Here is an 18,052-nt window from a genome sequence, read left to right as displayed (position 1 = left end):
AAACTCCAACAGATGCGCCAGCTCTATCACCTGCCGATTTCGCCTGCCTGCCGAAAGGTGCGTCTTGCGCTTGCGGAGAAGAATGTCGAGTTCGAGCTTGTGGAAGAGCGCGACTGGGAGCGGCGCCGCGAATTCCTCATGATGAATCCGGCGGGCGAAGTGCCGGTACTGGTGGAAGATGAGGGCGAGCCGATTTCCGGCGCCATCGCGATCACCGAATATCTCGAGGAAACGCTGACCGAGGTGAAGCTCATGCCGGAAGATCCGCGTGAGCGCGCCGAAATGCGCCGCCTCGTCGACTGGTTCGACCGCAAGTTTGCTGCGGAAGTCTCAGACGGCCTCATTTTCGAGAAAGTGACGCGGCGCTTTCTGGGCGCCAACGAAGGCGGTGGTGCGCCGGACATGGTGGTGGTGCGCGCGGCGCTCCACAATCTGCGCTATCACCTCGATTACATCTGCTACCTGATGGAGGAGCGGAACTGGCTGGCGGGCGAACAGCTCACGATTGCAGATCTTACAGCCGCCGCGCATCTCTCATGTCTCGATTATGTGGGCGACGTGCCCTGGGCCCAGTATCAGGGCGCGAAGGACTGGTATGTGAGGCTCAAGTCGCGACCGGCCTTCCGCGGGCTTCTCGCCGATCATGTGCCCGGCATGCCGCCGCCGAAACTCTATGCCAATCTCGACTTCTGAAATCGGCACGAAGAACGAGGCTTTGCGCGAGGCGCTTGCCGCCCGCGCGAAAGAGGCTGGCTTTGACGATATCGGCATCGCCCGCGCCGATGCGCGGCCGGACCTTCCCGAAAAACTGAATCACTGGCTGGCGCTGGGCCGGCACGGGCAGATGGGCTGGATGGAAGAGACGGCGCCGCGCCGCGCCGATCCGCTGGCGCTCTGGCCGGAAGCGAAATCCGTCATCATGCTAGCGATGAATTACGGGCCGGAGAGCGATCCGCTCGACCTGCTGGAGCGGCGCGACCGCGCGGCAATTTCCGTCTACGCGCGCAATCGCGATTATCACGACTTCGTCAAGAAGCGCCTGAAACAGGTGGCGCGCTGGCTGGCAGAGGAGAGCGGCGCGGAGGTGAAGGTTTTTGTCGACACCGCACCGGTTATGGAGAAGCCCTTCGCGGAAGCTGCCGGTCTTGGCTGGCAGGGCAAGCACACCAATCTCGTTTCCCGCAAGCTCGGCTCGTGGTTCTTTCTCGGTGCGATCTTCACCACGCATTCTTTCGATGCGGATGAGCGACATGACGACCGTTGCGGCGAATGCCGCCGCTGTCTCGACATCTGCCCGACAGAGGCTTTCCCCGCGCCTTACGAACTCGATGCGCGTCGCTGCATTTCCTATCTCACCATCGAGCACAAGGGACACATCCCGCGCGAGTTTCGCAAACCGATGGGCAACCGCATCTATGGCTGCGATGATTGTCTTGCCGTCTGCCCGTGGAACAAGTTTGCAAGCCGTGCGCGCGAGGATGCGTTCCATTCACGCGAGGAACTCGAAGCGCCACTGCTTGAAGAACTCGCAGCACTGGACGATGCGGGTTTCCGCTACTTCTTCTCCGGTTCACCCATCAAGCGGATCGGCCGCGACCGGTTCCTGCGGAATGTCGCAATAGCAATCGGAAATTCGGGCGAGGCGGGCCTGCGGGATGTTGCATGGAGACTTGCCGGGGATTTGTCGCCGCTGGTGCGCGCCGCCGCCATATGGGCGCTTGGCGAACTTGGCACGGCGGATGAACTGCGCGAAAGCGCCGCCGCTGCAATTGAAAGAGAAGCCGTCGAGGATGTGCGCGAAGAGTGGCGCTATCTGCTGAGATAGTCCTGCGCGGCAGTGGCGGCGGCACTGTCCCCGCGGCCGGTTTCCTTCGCGTATTTCAACACGTTCGACCAATCTGCATAGGCGCTCGCCTTGTCGCCCAGAGCCCGGTGAACGAGGCCGCGCTCAAGAAGCGCATCGAGATCGCGGGGCCGCATCTCGACGGCGCGGTTTGCATCGACAAGCGCGGCGCGCGGATAGCCGAGCGTGCGATTGGCCGCCGCACGCAGCAACAGCGCGTCGATGGAAAAGGGGTCGATAGCGAGGGCTTCGGCCGCATCGTCGCGCGTGCCTTCCCAGTTGCCCGCAATGGCTTTGACGCGTGCACGCCCCGCGAAATAACCGGCTTCGTCCGGCATGCGGGCAATGGCATTGTCATAGGCGCGGATAGCGCTTTGCGCCTCGCCTGCAATGGCGAAGGCATCGCCTGCCTGACCGTAGATTTCGGCGCGCATTGCATCGTCGGCACGGGTGAGGCGTTCGGCCAGTTCGAAAAAGGTGCGTCCGGCATCGGCGGGCCGGTTGAGCTTCATCAGCGCCAGCGCCTCGCAGTGAAGGCCGCCCGCCGCATCCTCGCCGCGATTGAGCTTCAGTGATTGCGCCATGTCGAGCGCGGCACCCGCATCGCGCTCCACAAACGCAAGGCAGGCATCATAGTCCGGCTCCCCGCCAAGGGCGCCCACTTGCGCCGGGGCGCCGCCGGATGCGAAGAGAAGAAAGGAGAAGGCAAGGACAAGCTGTTTCATGGCGATGAGACTTGTCCAGCCTTCGCCCTCTTGCAAGTGAAAGAATGGAAACCCTCATGGCGGCAGGAAAGCGGCTCTTCTGTTTCGGTTGCGGCTATAGCGCGCGCGTCTTTGCGGCCCGCTTCCGGGCAAGCGGCGGCAGCGTTGCCGGCACCTGCCGCACGGCGGACAAGGCGGCGGGGCTTGCAGGTTCCGGCATCGTGCCGTTTCTCTTCAGCGACGGATTGCCCCTCGCCGACCCGGCGGCAGCACTTTCCAGCACGACGCATCTGCTGGTTTCCACGCCGCCCGGCGAAAGGGGAGACCCCGTGCTTGCCGCCCATGCAGAGGATCTGCGGCGGATCGCGCCCGGCATCGAATGGGCGGGCTATCTATCCACCACCGGCGTTTATGGCGACAGGCAGGGCGGCTGGGTGGATGAGGCCACGCCGCTCGAACCGGCGGTGACACGCAGTGACCGGCGCGTGAAGGCGGAAGCGGCATGGACGGAATTTGCGAAATCGAACGGATTGCCGCTGCACATCTTCCGTCTCGCGGGCATCTATGGGCCGGGCCGCAACCAGCTTATCGGTGTGCTTGACGGCACCGCACGCCGAATCGTCAAGGAAGGGCAGATCTTCTCGCGTATCCATGTGGAGGATATTGCGAATGTGCTTGATGCCTCCATGGCACGGCCAAATCCGGGCGCGATCTATAATGTCTGCGACGACGAGCCGGCACCCGCCTCCGATGTCGTCGCCTATGCGGCGGAACTTCTCGGCCGCACACCGCCGCCCGAAATTCCCTTCGAGGAAGCGGAGCTGTCGCCCATGGGCCGCAGCTTCTACATGTCGTCCCGGCGCGTCTCGAACCGCCGCATCCACGAAGAGCTTGGTGTGACGCTCTCCTTTCCGACCTATCGTGAGGGGCTGAAATCCCTGCTCGGGACGCTCTGACGCAGGCCATTCTGCCGCAGCGCCGGACCGCACATTTAAGATAGGATATCAGGCAACCAAGGGAGGCCCCCATGTCGCATCACTATCATGGCGTTGTCTGGATCGATCATCACGAAGCCCGCATTCTCGACTTCAACGCAGATGGAGCAAATGCCGACAAGGTGACGCAGAAGCACGCCGCAACCCGCAAGCAGTCGGCGAGAACCGGCAAGGCAAGCTGGCGCGAGTCCGAAGATGCAGCCTTCTTCGATGAAGTGGCCGGTAAACTCGATGGTATCGGGGAAATCCTGATCGTCGGCCCCGCCAATGCCAAGCTCGGATTCCTGAAGCGTCTTCAGGCGAAGCATGCCGCGATTGCCGAACACGTCATCGGCATCGAGACGGTCGATCACCCCTCGAACGGCGAGTTGCTGAATTTCGCCCGCGCCTATTTCAGGAAGGCCGACCGCATGTTGCCGCTGGTGGATTGAGCCTCAGGCTTCGATCTCACCGAGCAGCGTCTCAACTGTGTGCACAAGCCGGGCAATGTCTTCCGGCGTCGAAAGCCGGTGGTCGCCCGATTTCGACAGGTTGATCGTGACGTCCTCGCTCGCCAGCGCATCGGCAAGGCGCATCGCGTGGCCCCACGGAACATCCGGGTCTGTCATGCCCTGCAGGACGCGCACAGGGCAGATGAGCGGAATGGGCTTGCCCAGGATCAGATGGTTCCGGCCTTCCTCGATCAGCTTCATGGTGATCTCGTAGGGCTCGTCCGAATAGCCGGACGGTTCGCGGTAGATGCCGTCGCGCGTGAGCGTCTGCCTTATTTCCTCGGAAAAACCCTTCCACATCAGCTCTTCGGTGAAGTCCGGTGCAGGCGCGATGAGGACGAGACCTTTCACGCGCTCGGGCCGGGCAAGTGCGGCCAGCAGTGCCATCCAGCCGCCCATGCTGGAGCCGACGAGAATTTGCGGGCCTTCGGCGAGTGCGTCGATTGCCGCCAGCGCATCTTCCCGCCAGCGGCCGATGGTGGCCTTGCGGAAGTCGCCGCTCGAGTGGCCATGCGCGTAGTAGTCGAAGCGAAGAAGATGCCGCCCCGCGCCGCGCGCCCAGGCGGCAAGGGCCTCGGCCTTCGTCCCCGTCATGTCGGACTTGAAGCCGCCAAGCCAGGTGAGGCCGGTTGGACCGGCGGGCATTCCCGGCGCGTCGATCAGGCAGGCAAGCTCCTCGCCCGCACTTCCGTCATGCGGCGGGCGGGCAAGCTTGCGGGGCGTGGCCGTGTCGGTCATTGTCATTCGCATCCATTTGTTTTGCGCCATCCAACAGGGATTCCGTCTCTTGTCCAACCCTTTCGCGGCATTCGATCCACGCCCCGCGATCCTGCAGGTCGTACCCGCGCTTGAAACAGGCGGTGCCGAGCGCACAACCGTCGACATGGCGCGCGCGATCGTCGCGGCGGGCGGCCGCGCCATCGTGGCGAGCCGCGGCGGCCGCATGGTGGAGGAGTTGATTGCGGCGGGTGCTACCCATGCCGAAATGGCGGTCCATTCCAAGAACCCGGTGGTGATGGGCCTCAATGTCGAGCGTCTGGCGCGGCTGATCGAGCGCGAAGGCGTCGATCTCGTTCATGCCCGTTCGCGCGCGCCGGGCTGGAGCGCACTTGCCGCCGCGCGCCGCGCCAAGGTTCCCTTCGTCACCACCTATCATTCGCGCGTCCATGAAAAGCCGCGCCTCAAGGTTTTCTACAATTCGGTAATGGTGCGCGGCGATGCAGTGATCGCGAATTCACAATGGACGGCGGCCAATATCCGCGCCGTCCACAAGCCGGAAGAGGCACGCATCTTCACCGTGCCGCGTGGCATCGACATTGCGGCCTTTGCCTCGCCCGCGCCGGAGCGCGTCGCAGCGCTCAAATCGCGCTGGGGCATCGGCGATGATGCAGGCACGATCTTTCTCCATCCGGCACGCCTCACCCGATGGAAGGGGCAGGTCATCTCCATCGCGGCGGCGCAGCTTCTGAAGCAAAGGGGGATCGGCGATTTCACACTCCTTCTCGCGGGCGATGCGCAGGGCCGCGACGCCTATGAAGGCGAATTGCGGCAGGCGATAACGGCAGCGGAGCTGGGGGCCCGTGTGAGGCTCGTTGGGCATTGCGACGACATGGCCGCCGCCTATGCGCTCAGCCATTGCGTGCTCTCGCCTTCGATCGAGGCGGAGCCCTTCGGCCGCACGGCGGTCGAGGCGCAGGCGGCGTCCCGCCCGGTTGTGGTGTCGGATTCGGGCGGCCAGCAGGAAACAGTGATCGAGGGCAAGACAGGCTTCCGCGTGCCGCCCGGCGATCCGGCGGCGCTTGCCGATGCGATGGCCCGGGTCGCGGGCATGGACGCGGCCACCCGCGCGGCGATGGGTGCGGCGGGCCACGACAACGCCGCTACGCATTATTCGGTCGGCGCAATGTGCGGCGCGACACTTTCGATCTATGCCCGGCTGATCGGGCAAAACCGGGCCCCGGCCGGCAAGCCGTGAGCGGAACGGTCATTGCGATCTGGCTTGGCGCGGGCGGTTCCGCCCATGCCAGGGCGGCGCTGGCGGCAATCCGGGCCGAACATCCCGGCAGCCGCCTCATTCTGCTGACGACGCCGCAGGGCCGCAGGGAAGCAGGCGAAATCGCAGATATATGCTGGGAAGACGCTGCCGCACGGGGTGCTTCGGGCTTTCTTGCGCGGGCGCGGCGGCTTTCCTGGGCCTCGCCCTCCCATATCCATGATCTCGAAGGGAGCCCGATGACGCGCTTTCTCCGTTTCTGTGTGTGGCCGCGGCCACAATGGCGCGTCAGGGAGGCACGCTACCCGGAATCGCGCAGATCGCCGCCCCTTTCTTGACTTGCAGGCGGCGTCCTTCAAATCTATAGCTGTGCAGCAATGTCCGGGGCGTCCGTGTTGGACGCTATCGGGAAAGGCCGGAACCAAAATCGCCATTCGGGCGTCTTTATGTGTCGAAGCCCTGTTCCCGAGCGCAATCAGGCGGCCGGACCAATAGACAGAAGGAGAAGCGTTCATAGCTCGCAGACCGATGCAGGCGCCGCCCACGAAAGATGGCCCGCGCATAAACGACATGATCGATGAGCCGACCGTGTTGCTCATTGACGCCGAAGGCGAAAAGCGCGGCGTCATTCCCACCGACGAAGCGATCCGCATGGCCGAAGAGGCCGGACTGGATCTGGTTGAGGTATCGCCCAACGCGAAGCCTCCCGTGTGCAAGCTTCTCGACTACGGGAAATTCAAATATCAGGCCCAGAAAAAGGCCAACGAGGCGCGCAAGAAGCAGAAGACCGTCGAGGTCAAGGAAATCAAGATGCGCCCGAACATCGACACGCATGACTACGACGTGAAGATGCGCTCCATGCTCCGCTTCTTCGAGGAAGGCGACAAGGTGAAGGTCACGCTGCGCTTCCGCGGCCGCGAAATGGCGCATCAGGAGCTCGGCATGCAGCTCCTGAACCGCGTGAAGGAGCAGGTGGAGGAGATCGCAAAGGTCGAACTCTACCCCCGCCTCGAAGGCAGGCAGATGATCATGGTGCTGGCGCCGAAGTAATGCAGCCGCACCGCACTTGAAATGAAAGGCCCGGTCGCGCGACCGGGCCTTTTTCATGCCGCGAGCACGCGGGCGAGCCGGTCCGGCCTGTCGGTGAGGATCGCTTCGACGCCGAGCGCGGCAAGCCGTTTCATCTCGGTCTCCTCGTCGACCGTCCAGCAGGAAACGGCAAGGCCGAGTTCCTCCGCAAGCGGCGCCGTCTCCGCCGTCACATCGCCATGCCAGGAAAACCAGCCATCCGCGGGGCCTGACGCAATGGCGAGCAGCATCCGCTCGGCAAATGTCGCGCCCTTCTGCTCGCGCCAGTCATAGCCCGCCGCCCAGAGCGCACCGGCGGCGGACGCCTTGCGAATTGTTTCGTCTTCCGACCCCGGCTTGTCGCGTGCCGCAGACGCATCTTCCGGGTCGATCTGGAAGAAGGGCAGCGTTGTGAAGGCGTTGAGAATGTCGGGCGCCTGCTCCTTTGCCCGCTTGAGTGCGCGCCAGTCGAAGGAAACGAAGGTGACGGTCTCCTCAAGCCCGTGTTCGCGGGTGAGCGCAACGGCGGCATCGGCGAGTGTTACAGGATCGGCGGACTGCGTCAGATCGAGCAGCGCAGTTTTCAGTTCGACATAGAGCCGGAAGCCGGGCTTCGTCTGCTCCTTGACCAATCTATAGACATCGGCAAGCAGCGGCACGCGCTCGCCATCGAAGCCGGTCTGTTCGGGATAGCGCGTGCTGTAGCCCGCACCCGGCCTGAGCCGCCCCACATCATAGGCGCGCAGTTCATCATAGGTGAGCGCCTTCAGAAGCGGCGTGGGGCGCGTCAGCCATTCGCCATTTGCGCCGCGCGCAATGGCGGGTTTCAGGCTTTCGTCGTGATGCACGACAAGCTGACCGTCCTTCGTCAGATGCACGTCGAGCTCGATACCGTCCGTACCCGCCGCAATGGCGCGGCGAAATGCCGCCATCGTGTTTTCCGGCCAAAGGCCGGCGCCGCCGCGATGAGCGATTTGAAGGGGATTGCCCATGTATGATCTCTCCAGAATCCGGCGGAATGTCTGACGTTTGGCAGGAAGCCATCCGGGTTGAACCGCCCCGGAATGCTGGACGGAATGCTACACAGGCGCGCTCACATGCGTCTATCGAAGGCTGCGCAGACGAGGCGCTGTAATATTCCTGTCAGCATGATCTGGCATTGTTCGGAATACAGGTGTAGATTTCACTCGATCAAGAAAATTCGCGGAACATACCCGGCAAAGGCCGGTTTTCCGTGCATTCCCGCTCCGGGGCGAAGCGCCGCCATTCGAAGACGTTTGGATTCGAGACAAAGGCCGGTGATGACATGTCCATATCGACGATCTTGCGGCGCCTGACACGCAAGCCGCCACGCAAGAAGACCTTCTATGAATCGCAGGATGTGATGCGGCATGCGGTCCAGTCCGCAGGGCCGGTCGACATGCGGCTCTTCCCGGACGCTGAACTGCAGGCCATCGCCAGGAGCGGCAGCAGGTTGCGCCGTGAGGCTGCCGAAAGGGAGCTTGCGCTCCGCGCGGCCCACCGGCAGGCTTTGCCGGCCGAGCGGCCCAGCGATCTCCATTAGCAGAGACCGAGCCGGACGCTAGGGAAAGCGGGCTGGCGCTTCCGCGCTCGCGGTTCCCGGTTTTGCCGTCTAGACTTTCTCCCGGGATAACGAAAACAGACATGCCCGGGCTCTCCCGAGGCGTGCGGCGATCGGGAGATACGATCCATGAAATTCGGAGTGTTCTACGAACTGCAATTGCCGAAGCCCTGGAACGAGGGCGACGAGGCACGGCTTTTCCATGAAGCGCTGGAGCAGATCGTGCTGGCCGACAGGCTCGGCTTTGATCATGCCTGGGAAGTCGAGCATCACTTCCTCGACGAATATTCCCATTCCTCGGCGCCGGAGGTCTTTCTCGCGGCAGCGGCGTCGGTCACGAAGAACATTCGCCTCGGCCACGGCATCCGTCAGGTGATCCCGAACTACAATCATCCCGCCCGCACGGCCGAAGGCCTCGCCACCCTCGACATCATGTCGAATGGCCGCGTCGAATTCGGCATCGGCGAGGGTGCCACGCGGCTCGAGCTTGGCGGCTTCAACATTCCGGCCAAGGAAAAGCGCGCCATGGCGATCGAGGCGGGCGAGCAGATCGCGAATATGATGGTCCTCGATCCCTATCCGGGCTTCGAGGGAAAATATTTTTCCATGCCCTGCCGCAATGTGCTGCCGAAGCCGGTGCAGCGCCCGCATCCGCCCATGTGGATGGCCTGCACCAATCGCGACACGATCAAGGTGGCCGCCTCGCTCGGTGTCGGCGCGCTCGCCTTCTCCTTCCTCGATCCAGAAGAAGCGCATCACTGGTCGGAAATCTATTACGGCATCATCAAGTCCGAGGAATGCCGCCCCATCGGCCATGGCGTGAATGCGAACATTGCCATGGTGTCGAACTTCTCGCTGCATCACGACCGAGAGGAAGCGATCCGCCGCGGCCATGAGGGCTTCGAATTCTTCGGCTATGCGCTCAATGCGCTTGTCGCGCATGACACGGTGCCGGGCCGCACCGACATGTGGGGCGATTACATCCGCGCGCGCGGCAACCGCACGCAGGAAGTGATCGACGCTGCGAAGCGCGCCGAAGCGATCGCCACCGGCATCGGCACGCCGGACGACATGCGCGCGCATCTCCGAGCCTTCCAGAATGCAGGCGTCGATCAGGTGATCTTCATGCAGCAGGCGGGCCGCAACAAGCATGAGCATATCTGCGAGTCGCTCGAGCTTTTTGCGAAGGAAGTCATGCCCGAGTTCAAGGCGGAAGCCGCCACGCGCGAAGCGAAGAAACAGGCCGCGCTTGCGCCATATATCGAGGCGGCGCTGAAGCGGAAGAACTGGATGAAGCCGCTCGAGGATCACGAAATCCCGGTGGTGCAGGCGTCCGTCAAGAAGGCACAGGTCAATCAGGGTTCAACGGCAGCGGAATAGGAAGAACGAGATGAAGAAAGTGACGATGGGGCTTCTCGCCGTTGCGGCGGTGACGCTGATGGCTTGCGATCAGTCCGCTGATGAGCAGGCGGCGGATACGCCTGATGTCGAAGAAAATATAGCCGGCGAGGACGCGGCCCTGGAAGGCGATGCCGCCGATATGGGCGCCGCGATGGAAGCGGCCGAGGCAAGCTGCAAGGCGGCGGCCGATGCGCTCGCCGTCTGGGTGGGCAAGTCCTGGGCGGATGCCGAGGAAACGGTGCGCGCGGGCGAAGGGGTGGCGACGATCCGCGTCTTTGGGCCGGGCGATGCCGTGACCATGGATTTCCGTGCTGACAGGCTCAATGTCGAGCTTGGCGAAGGCCGCAACATTGTCCGCATCTTCTGCGGCTGATACTTGCCTGCGGCGGTAGCGGGCATTAGCGTGTATCTGCAACAAGGATCGCGCTCATGCCCGGCACTGCCCATTCAATCGAACTGCTCGAAGCTGAAGTCCGGGAAAATTGTGCCGCGCTGCGCGCCCGCATGGCAGCGCGTAAGCTCACCCGTCATTATGACAAGGCTCTTCGCCCGGCGGGCCTCAAGATCACGCAGTTCACGCTGCTGATCGCCGTTGCCGAAGGCAAGGTGAGGTCGCTGACCGCCCTTGCCGATCTCCTCGCGCTCGAACGGTCGAGCCTCGTGCGAAATGTGAAACTGCTGGAAGACGATGGCCTCATCGAAAGCGCGCCGAGCGGCGAGGGGCGTTCGCTCGGCCTTCGGCTCACAAAGGCAGGCCGGAAGAAACTCACACAGGCGCTCCCCCTCTGGCGCGAAGCGCAGAGTGAAGTGGAAACCTCGCTCGGGCCGAACTGGCCCGGCGTGAAGAAATCTCTGCATCAGCTGATTGCAAAAGTCTGATCGCGCTCAGCCGCGCGGCCTGTAGACTGGGAAGCAGTTGCGGATCGCCTGCGCCTTTTCGACGTCGCCCGACAATTCCGCGCCTGCCTTCACGGCGTCTTCCATCGAGAGCGCGTCGCGGAAGATGCGATGGAGCAGCGGCCATTCGGCGGTCAGGCTCGCATCCGGGCATTCCGGTACGGCAAGGCCGATTTCGATGCGCGATTTTCTGACGCGGATCGTTGCCTGCATCGGCCCGTGATCGGGGATGGTGAGAGCGAGTACCGCATCGAGCCCACGCGCCTTGCGCCGCTGGAAGGTGAGCGTCAGGCCGAACAGGAAGGAGAAGGGGTCGCCGGAGGGTATATTGTAGTCGACGACCTTGACCGTCTTGCTTTTGAGGCGCTGCGGAATGCTCTCTTCTGCATCCGAATTCTTCAGCACATAGACCGTTTCAGGCTTTGCAAGAAGCGGATCGAGAAACCGCTTGCGGTAGTCGATCTTGTCCTCGACATAAGGACCGAGCACATCGGAACCCGCCGGGCAGACGCTCAGGCAATAGGCCGCCTTGTAGCCCGGCTTGAAGGAAAGGCTCTGCCACATCGAAACGCTTTCGCCGGGGCTCACGCGGGCGTCGTAGTCGTCCGCATCCTCCGCTTCCACCACCTCATGCACCCAGTCCACGAAGCCGCCCATGAATTCGCGGTAGTTATGTGTGTAGCAGGCGGAAAAATTGAACGTCCCGTCCGCGCCGATCGCTTCCACTGGGCAGGCCGCGACGCAGAGCTTGCAGTCGAGACAGGGCGAATAGTCGAGCGGGCTCGAATAGCTCTCGATCCCGCAGTCGATGACGATAGTGCCAAGCAGGATGAAGCTGCCGAACCGGGGGTGGATCACATTGCGGTGGAGCCCCATCTTGCCGAGGCCGGCGGCTTCGGCGATCGGCTTGTGCGAGATGACGCGCATACCGGCGGGATAGGCCTGCGCTTCCATCGGGAAAGCGGCTGCGGGGTTCACCGCGCCGATGCCCATGTCCTCAAGCCGCCGCACCGCACGCCGCGCGACGTGGTTCACATCGTCATAGGTCTGGTGGAATTCCTCGTTGGCGACGGAGCGGACCGAAGTGCGCACCGTGTCGCGGTTCATCCGGCAGACGAAACTGACCAGCGTTCTTGCGCCCGGCAGTAGCGCCGCGATCCAGGCTCGCTGATCGGCAATGGCAGGGTCCGACACATCGACAAAGCCGCAATCATCGGCGCCGCAATCGAGCATGAGCGCGCGGAGCCCCTCCCGGTCGAGTCTTGCGAAATCGTCTTGCTGTGCAGCTTCGCGCCAGCGGGCAATGTCGGGGTGTTCGCCGCCATGAGACGTTTCGAGATCATGGGCCATTTGCGCCTCCTCATTGGTAAAAAGTGTATATACACTATAATCGGCGCAGTTCAAGTCGCAAGCGCAGGCAAGCCGTGCCGTGCTAGCGGACGGCTCTCACCGGCTCGCTGCCGTCCCAGCCGATCGCGGCCTTGCGGATATGTTCGAAGAACTTGCCCTTGCCGCCCGAGATGTCCGACATCTCGACTACCGTGCCGGGATGCGTCTGCGTATCGAAATAGACGAAGCGGCCCTGCTCCCCGCCGATCTGTCCCTCATGGCCGACCTTGTAGCCTGCCGCAAGGGCGCGGTCGTAATCCGCCTGATAGTTCGTGGTCCAGTAGGACATATGCTGCAGCCCTTCATTTCCTGCATTCAGGAAATCGAGATACATGGAAGGCGCGTCGTTGCGCTGCTGGATGAGTTCGATCTGGAGATCGCCCGTATTGCCGAGCGCGATGCTCATTTCGACGGGCGAGGGCCTGCCCTTGTAGGTGAACCAGTCGCATTTCACGCGGTCGATATAGAAGAACGGTCCGACGCCCAGAACTTCCGTCCAGTGCTTCAGTGCGGCTTCAATGTCGCGCACCACATAACCGTTCTGGCAGACCTTCCCGAAAAAACGGCTCATGGCTTTCCTTTCAAATGCCGGTGACGAGGAAATCGACAGCGGCGATGATGTCGTAGCTATGCGCCTCCGCATTGGCAACGGGCGGCGCCGCCAGAAGCCGGGCGGGGAGCGCCGCCATCTGATGCGTGATGAGTACATGCGGCTCGCCCGCAATTTCGATCACGGGGTTGAGGCGCGGTATCGCGCCCCGGTAAAGCCGCGCCGGCGCGAGCGGGGCCACAAGCCGCGTGTTGAGATCGGTCAGGAGATTTGCCTGAATCTCGATGACAAAGGGCATCGCGCCGCGCGTTCGCGGCTCGGGATTGGCGTGGATGTCGAGCGCCGCCATCAGAAAGACCGGAAATCCTCGCCGAAGACGCCATGCTCTTCCGCGAAGCCGTTGGCCGCGTCGATGACGGCCTTGTTCTCCTGCCGCCAGCGCCTTTCCTGCTCGGCCCGCACCCGCTCGGAGAGCGCATTTTCAAGAAGCGCGGACAGGTTCAGACGCGCCGCCTTTGCCTTGGCGAGGAGTTCCGCATCGATGGAGAGATTGACCGCTTTCTTTGCCATGCGCATAATCTATGCGCATAAATCATGCGCATCAAGAATGCGTATAGGCTGAATCAGCCGCCCGGCGCTTGACGCGCGGGGCTTTTCCCTTATAAATCCGCGGCTTCGGGGCGGCCCGGCCTGTAGGGCATGCCGTGACCGCCCGTAATGCCAAGACCCGGACCCGCAACCTGCCGAATTCTTCAATGAATTCAAGGTCTTCAATGCGGTCCCAAAACACGGAGAGCAAAATGCCCAAGCTGAAGACCAAGAGTGGTGTGAAGAAGCGTTTCAGCTTCACCGCCACCGGCAAGGTGAAGCGCGGCCAGACCGGCAAGCGTCACGGCATGATCAAACGGACCAACAAGCAGATCCGCAACCTGCGCGGCACGACTCTCGTTGCCGAGCCGGACACCAAGCGGATTGTGAAGATTTTCGCGCCTTACGGCCTGAAATAAGGTCCCCATTTCTCAAGGAGAAGTTTCATGTCGCGCGTCAAAAGGGGCGTTACCGCCCATGCCCGGCACCGCAAGGTTATCAAGAAGGCGAAGGGTTATTATGGCCGCCGCAAGAATGTCTTCCGCGTCGCCAATCAGGCGGTGGAGAAGGCTGGCCAATATGCCTATCGCGATCGCCGCAACAGGAAGCGCAACTTCCGCGCGCTCTGGATCCAGCGCATCAACGCCGGCGTCCGCGAGCACGGCCTGACCTATTCGCGATTTATCGACGGCCTCGCCAAGGCTGGCATCGAAGTGGACCGCAAGGTTCTCTCCGATCTCGCCATCCATGAGCCCGAGGCCTTCAAGGCTCTGGTGAACCAGGCGCAGGCCGCTCTTCAGTAAACTGAAGGCGCGTCCATCGCAGCCAGAGCCGGTCACCCGTCCGGGACCCGCATGGGGATACATGCGGGCCATTCTCGGGGGTGAGGCGGATCGCCGGTCGATGACTTCGTTCGCACGCCGTTTCCCTCATATCGCCCGAGAGCCCGCCGAAAGGCAGGTCCGGGCGGTTTGAGCGAATTCTCATGCGCGAAACGATCAGAAGCCGGTGAAGACAATGACCGACAGTCCCGATCTCGAAAAACTCGAAGCGGAATTCGCCACGGCTATTGCCGATGCGATGGATATCGACACGCTCGAAGCCGTGCGCGTCGCCGCGCTCGGCAAGAAGGGCCGCGTCTCCGAATTGATGAAGGGCCTCGGCGCCATGTCGCCGGAGGAACGCAAGGAGATGGGGCCGAAGCTGAACGGCCTCAAGGACCGGCTGACGGAGGCGCTCGCCGCCCGCAAGGACATGCTGCATGAGGCGGCGCTGGAAGGCCGGCTTGCGAGCGAGCGCATCGACGTGACGCTGCCCGTCCGCGCCACAGCGCTTGAGACGGGCCGCATCCATCCGCTGTCGCAGGTATGGGACGAAGTGACCGCGATCTTCGCCGATATGGGCTTTGCCGTGGAGCAGGGCCCCGACATCGAAACCGATCACTACAATTTCGGTGCGCTCAATTTCCCTGAAGGCCATCCCGCGCGGGAAATGCACGACACCTTCTATTTCGAGCCCGATGCCTCCGGCGCGCGGAAGCTGCTGCGCACCCATACGAGCCCAGTGCAGGTCCGCACCATGGAAGCGGGCAAGCCGCCTTTCCGCTTCATCTGTCCCGGCCGCACCTATCGCTGCGACAGCGACCAGACCCACACGCCGCAGTTCCACCAGATCGAAGGCCTCGTCATCGACGAAGTGACGCATCTCGGCCATCTGAAATGGACGCTGGAGGAATTCCTGCGCGCCTTCTTCGAGGTGGACGGCGTCGAGCTGCGCATGCGCCCCTCCTTCTTCCCTTTCACCGAGCCTTCGATGGAAGTCGATGTGCGCTGCGCGCGTCTCGGCAATGAAATCCGCATCGGTGAAGGCGACGACTGGCTGGAAATTCTCGGCTGCGGCATGGTCCATCCGAATGTTCTGCGCGCTGCCGGCATCGATCCGGAGAAATATCAGGGCTTCGCTTTCGGCATGGGGCTCGACCGCATCACCATGCTGAAATACGGCATCCCGGATCTGCGTGCCTTCTTCGAATCGGATCTGCGCTGGCTCCGGCATTACGGCTTTGCCGCGCTCGATGTGCCGACGCTCGCGGGAGGGCTCTCGTCGTGAAGTTCACACTCTCCTGGCTGAAACGGCAGCTCGACACGGACGCATCGCTCGACGCCATCGCCGAGCGCCTCACCATGCTCGGCCTCGAGGTCGAGGGCGTGGAAGACCCGGCGAAGAAGCTCGCCATCTTCTCCGTTACGAAAGTACTGGAAGCCGGTCCCCATCCCGATGCGGACAAGTTGCAGGTTCTGAAGGTCGAGGCGCTTGTCGAAGGCGAAGTGAAGCAGTTGCAGGTCGTTTGCGGCGCGCCCAATGCGCGTGCGGGCCTCACCGGCATCTTCGCCCCGCCCGGCGCCACCATCCCCGTCAACGGCATGGTGCTGAAGCCGACGAAAATCCGCGGCGTCGAATCGAACGGCATGATGTGTTCGGAGCGCGAACTGGAACTCTCGGACGATCATGTCGGCATCATCGACCTGCAGGGCGATTGGAAGGTCGGCACGCCGGCTGCCGAAGTGCTGGGCGCAAACGATCCCGTCATCGAAATCGCGATCACGCCGAACCGGCCGGACTGCCTCGGCGTTCACGGTGTCGCGCGCGATCTTGCTGCCGCAGGCCTTGGCCGCTTGCGCGATGGCGCGGTGGCGCCGGTCGCGGGCAAATTCGAAAGCCCCATTGGTATCGAACTCGACTTCCCGGCGGGTGAGGAACATGTTTGCCCGGTCTTCGCGGGCCGTCTCATTCGCGGCGTGAAGAACGGGCCTTCGCCCGAATGGCTGCAGAAGCTCCTGAAGTCGGTGGGGCTCCGCCCGATCAATGCGCTGGTCGACATCACGAACTTCATCTCGCTCGACCGCGCCCGCCCGCTCCATGTCTATGACGCGGCGAAGCTAAAGGGCAATATCCGCGCCCGCCTCGGCCGCAAGGGCGAAAAGCTCATCGCGCTCGACGGCAAGACCTATGATGTGGAACCGCATTATTGCGTCATCGCAGACGATGCGGCGGTGCTTGGCTTTGGCGGCGTGATGGGCGGCGAGGCGTCCGGTTCGACGGAGGAAACCGTCGATGTCTTCGTCGAGAGCGCCTGGTTCGATCCCTACCGCACCGCGCGCACGGGCCGTGACACCGGCATCGTGTCGGATGCGCGCTACCGCTTCGAGCGCGGCGTCGATCCGGCTTTCGTCGTGCCGGGGCTCGAACTTGCAACGCAGATGATCCTCGACCTTTGCGGCGGCGAACCGTCGAGTGTCGTCGTTGCGGGCAAGGTGCCGGACACGAGGAAGGACATTTCCTTCGATGCGGCGCGCATCGAAAGGCTGACGGGCCTCAAGCTCGGCAAGGCGGAAGCGGCGAACATCCTTTCGGCGCTCGGCTTCGGCGTGACCGATGCGGGCGGCAATCTCTCCGTCACCGTGCCGTCCTGGCGGCCGGATGTCGAAGGCCCCGCCGATCTCGTGGAAGAAGTCGTCCGCGTTCATGGCCTCAATGAAGTGAAGTCGGTGGCGCTCCCGCGCATTCATGCGGTGGCAAAGCCCGTTCTCTCGCCGCGCCAGCGCCGCGACAGGCTTGCGCGCCGCGTGCTTGCCGGACGCGGCATGGTGGAGGCCGTCAACTGGTCCTTCATCTCGGAAGCGGAAGCCGTGCTTTTCGGCGGTGGCAATGTGATCCCTGCGCTCAAACTCGCAAATCCGATCTCCGCCGAAATGAGCCATATGCGGCCGAGCCTTCTCGCCGGCCTCATCGCAGCGGCGGGCCGCAACATGGCGCGCGGAATTGCCGACATTGCGATGTTCGAGGTCGGTCAGCAGTTCGAAAGCGACGAGCCCTCGGGCCAGGTGCTTGCCGCAAGCGGCATCCGCCGCGGCACGGCTCGGCCGCTGGGCGCGGGCCGCCACTGGCAGGGAAAAGCTGGCTCCGTCGAGGCGATGGATGCGAAGGAAGATGCGATTGCGCTTCTTTCCGCCCTCGGTGCGCCCATCCAGAGCTTCCAGATTTCGGCGGACGCACCGTCCTGGTATCACCCTGGCCGCTCCGGCGTGATCCGCCTCGGCCCGAAAAATGTCATCGGCTATTTCGGCGAGCTGCATCCGCGCGTCCTCGATGCGATGGATGTGGCGGGCCCCGTCGTCGGTTTCGAGATTTTCTCCGATGCAGTCCCCGAACCGAAGCGCAAGGCGACGCGCGCGAAACCGCCGCTTGCGCTTTCCGATCTGCAGCCGCTCCGCCGCGACTTCGCTTTCGTGGTCGATGAAAAGGTGAGTGCCGATCAGCTTATCCGTGCCGCGCGAGGCGCCGACAAGAAGCTCATCGCCGATGTCTCGCTCTTCGATCTTTTCGAGGGCGGGGCGCTTGGCGAGGGCCGGAAGTCGCTTGCCATCGAAGTCACGCTCCAGCCCGTCGAGAAGACGCTGACGGATGAGGAAATCGAAGTGGTGTCGAAGACGATCGTCGCGGCGGTCGAGAAGGCGACAGGCGGCACGCTCAGAAGCTAGGGACCGGCCC

The 18,052-nt window shown here is 63.2% G+C and carries 22 protein-coding genes; 15 read left to right on the top strand and 7 right to left on the bottom strand.

Going from position 1 to position 18,052, the window contains the following annotated elements; genetic code table 11:
* The first annotated feature begins 12 nt into the window (after positions 1-12).
* A complete protein-coding gene (locus ACK4FH_RS03170; RefSeq protein ID WP_409811154.1) occupies positions 13-693 on the top strand; it encodes a glutathione S-transferase family protein in 681 nt (226 codons plus the stop codon).
* The gene (gene queG / locus ACK4FH_RS03165; RefSeq protein WP_409811153.1) at positions 674-1,825 is read left to right on the top strand and encodes a tRNA epoxyqueuosine(34) reductase QueG; all 1,152 of its coding nucleotides are present in this window, start codon (positions 674-676) and stop codon (positions 1,823-1,825) included. Before ACK4FH_RS03170 ends, queG begins: the two co-directional genes overlap by 20 nt.
* Here the strand turns inward: queG and ACK4FH_RS03160 are convergent.
* The gene (locus tag ACK4FH_RS03160) at positions 1,810-2,568 is read right to left on the bottom strand and encodes a hypothetical protein (RefSeq protein WP_409811152.1); all 759 of its coding nucleotides are present in this window, start codon (positions 2,566-2,568) and stop codon (positions 1,810-1,812) included. The two genes, queG and ACK4FH_RS03160, sit on opposite strands and share 16 nt — an antisense overlap.
* Positions 2,569-2,624: 56 nt before the next feature.
* Here ACK4FH_RS03160 and ACK4FH_RS03155 point away from each other — a divergent pair, with 56 nt between their 5' ends.
* Entirely contained in the window at positions 2,625-3,503 is an 879-nt protein-coding gene (locus ACK4FH_RS03155; RefSeq protein WP_409811151.1) for an SDR family oxidoreductase, read from the top strand.
* Positions 3,504-3,574: 71 nt separating this feature from the next.
* On the top strand, positions 3,575-3,973 hold the full coding sequence (locus ACK4FH_RS03150; protein ID WP_409811150.1) for a hypothetical protein: 399 nt from the start codon (positions 3,575-3,577) through the stop codon (positions 3,971-3,973).
* A 3-nt stretch (positions 3,974-3,976) separates the two neighbouring features.
* Here ACK4FH_RS03150 and ACK4FH_RS03145 read toward each other — a convergent pair whose 3' ends face one another.
* Positions 3,977-4,771, bottom strand: a complete 795-nt coding sequence (locus tag ACK4FH_RS03145; RefSeq protein WP_409811149.1) for an alpha/beta hydrolase — start codon at positions 4,769-4,771, stop codon at positions 3,977-3,979.
* A 49-nt stretch (positions 4,772-4,820) separates the two neighbouring features.
* Here ACK4FH_RS03145 and ACK4FH_RS03140 point away from each other — a divergent pair, with 49 nt between their 5' ends.
* The 3 genes from ACK4FH_RS03140 to infC all read left to right on the top strand — a co-directional run bounded on the left by ACK4FH_RS03140 (position 4,821) and on the right by infC (position 7,076).
* Positions 4,821-6,008: a glycosyltransferase family 4 protein gene (locus ACK4FH_RS03140; protein ID WP_409811148.1), complete on the top strand. Its 1,188-nt coding sequence runs from the start codon at positions 4,821-4,823 to the stop codon at positions 6,006-6,008.
* Positions 6,005-6,364 carry a hypothetical protein gene (locus ACK4FH_RS03135; protein ID WP_409811146.1) on the top strand — a complete coding sequence of 120 codons (360 nt, stop codon included), beginning with the start codon at positions 6,005-6,007 and terminating at the stop codon, positions 6,362-6,364. Before ACK4FH_RS03140 ends, ACK4FH_RS03135 begins: the two co-directional genes overlap by 4 nt.
* A 190-nt stretch (positions 6,365-6,554) precedes the next feature.
* On the top strand, positions 6,555-7,076 hold the full coding sequence (gene infC, locus ACK4FH_RS03130; RefSeq protein ID WP_409811144.1) for a translation initiation factor IF-3: 522 nt from the start codon (positions 6,555-6,557) through the stop codon (positions 7,074-7,076).
* Positions 7,077-7,129: 53 nt separating this feature from the next.
* Here the strand turns inward: infC and ACK4FH_RS03125 are convergent, their stop codons facing one another.
* Positions 7,130-8,086, bottom strand: coding sequence for a glycerophosphodiester phosphodiesterase family protein (locus ACK4FH_RS03125; RefSeq protein WP_409811142.1), 957 nt, complete (start codon positions 8,084-8,086; stop codon positions 7,130-7,132).
* Between the two features lie 314 nt (positions 8,087-8,400).
* On the opposite strand from ACK4FH_RS03125, the gene ACK4FH_RS03120 reads away from it, so the two are divergent.
* The 4 genes from ACK4FH_RS03120 (at position 8,401) to ACK4FH_RS03105 (ending at position 10,956) form a co-directional block, all read left to right on the top strand.
* Positions 8,401-8,658 carry a hypothetical protein gene (locus ACK4FH_RS03120; RefSeq protein ID WP_409811140.1) on the top strand — a complete coding sequence of 86 codons (258 nt, stop codon included), beginning with the start codon at positions 8,401-8,403 and terminating at the stop codon, positions 8,656-8,658.
* A 147-nt stretch (positions 8,659-8,805) separates the two neighbouring features.
* Complete coding sequence (locus ACK4FH_RS03115) at positions 8,806-10,056, top strand: LLM class flavin-dependent oxidoreductase (protein WP_409811138.1); 1,251 nt, start codon at positions 8,806-8,808, stop codon at positions 10,054-10,056.
* 10 nt (positions 10,057-10,066) lie between these two features.
* Entirely contained in the window at positions 10,067-10,450 is a 384-nt protein-coding gene (locus ACK4FH_RS03110) for an I78 family peptidase inhibitor (protein WP_409811136.1), read from the top strand.
* A 56-nt stretch (positions 10,451-10,506) separates the two neighbouring features.
* Positions 10,507-10,956, top strand: coding sequence for a MarR family winged helix-turn-helix transcriptional regulator (locus tag ACK4FH_RS03105; RefSeq protein WP_409811135.1), 450 nt, complete (start codon positions 10,507-10,509; stop codon positions 10,954-10,956).
* 6 nt (positions 10,957-10,962) lie between these two features.
* Here the strand turns inward: ACK4FH_RS03105 and ACK4FH_RS03100 are convergent, their stop codons facing one another.
* From ACK4FH_RS03100 to ACK4FH_RS03085, 4 genes are all read right to left on the bottom strand, one after another.
* Positions 10,963-12,324, bottom strand: a complete 1,362-nt coding sequence (locus ACK4FH_RS03100; RefSeq protein WP_409811133.1) for an epoxyqueuosine reductase — start codon at positions 12,322-12,324, stop codon at positions 10,963-10,965.
* An 82-nt stretch (positions 12,325-12,406) separates the two neighbouring features.
* The gene (locus tag ACK4FH_RS03095) at positions 12,407-12,934 is read right to left on the bottom strand and encodes a VOC family protein (protein ID WP_409811131.1); all 528 of its coding nucleotides are present in this window, start codon (positions 12,932-12,934) and stop codon (positions 12,407-12,409) included.
* 10 nt (positions 12,935-12,944) lie between these two features.
* On the bottom strand, positions 12,945-13,262 hold the full coding sequence (locus ACK4FH_RS03090; protein ID WP_409811129.1) for a CcdB family protein: 318 nt from the start codon (positions 13,260-13,262) through the stop codon (positions 12,945-12,947).
* Entirely contained in the window at positions 13,262-13,483 is a 222-nt protein-coding gene (locus tag ACK4FH_RS03085) for a type II toxin-antitoxin system CcdA family antitoxin (RefSeq protein ID WP_409811127.1), read from the bottom strand. Before ACK4FH_RS03085 ends, ACK4FH_RS03090 begins: the two co-directional genes overlap by 1 nt.
* Before the next feature lie 230 nt (positions 13,484-13,713).
* Here ACK4FH_RS03085 and rpmI point away from each other — a divergent pair, with 230 nt between their 5' ends.
* From rpmI to pheT, 4 genes are all read left to right on the top strand, one after another.
* Positions 13,714-13,920: a 50S ribosomal protein L35 gene (rpmI, locus tag ACK4FH_RS03080; protein WP_293212873.1), complete on the top strand. Its 207-nt coding sequence runs from the start codon at positions 13,714-13,716 to the stop codon at positions 13,918-13,920.
* 27 nt (positions 13,921-13,947) lie between these two features.
* Complete coding sequence (rplT, locus tag ACK4FH_RS03075; RefSeq protein WP_409811125.1) at positions 13,948-14,304, top strand: 50S ribosomal protein L20; 357 nt, start codon at positions 13,948-13,950, stop codon at positions 14,302-14,304.
* 214 nt (positions 14,305-14,518) lie between these two features.
* Positions 14,519-15,610, top strand: coding sequence for a phenylalanine--tRNA ligase subunit alpha (gene pheS / locus ACK4FH_RS03070; protein WP_409811123.1), 1,092 nt, complete (start codon positions 14,519-14,521; stop codon positions 15,608-15,610).
* Entirely contained in the window at positions 15,607-18,042 is a 2,436-nt protein-coding gene (pheT, locus tag ACK4FH_RS03065; RefSeq protein ID WP_409811121.1) for a phenylalanine--tRNA ligase subunit beta, read from the top strand. Before pheS ends, pheT begins: the two co-directional genes overlap by 4 nt.
* Positions 18,043-18,052 lie beyond the last annotated feature (10 nt).

The organism is Parvibaculum sp. (assembly GCF_046297875.1).
Classification (GTDB): domain Bacteria; phylum Pseudomonadota; class Alphaproteobacteria; order Parvibaculales; family Parvibaculaceae; genus Parvibaculum.
The sequence above is the reverse complement of the archived record's forward strand: the minus strand, read 5'-3'. Positions and strand labels throughout refer to the sequence as shown.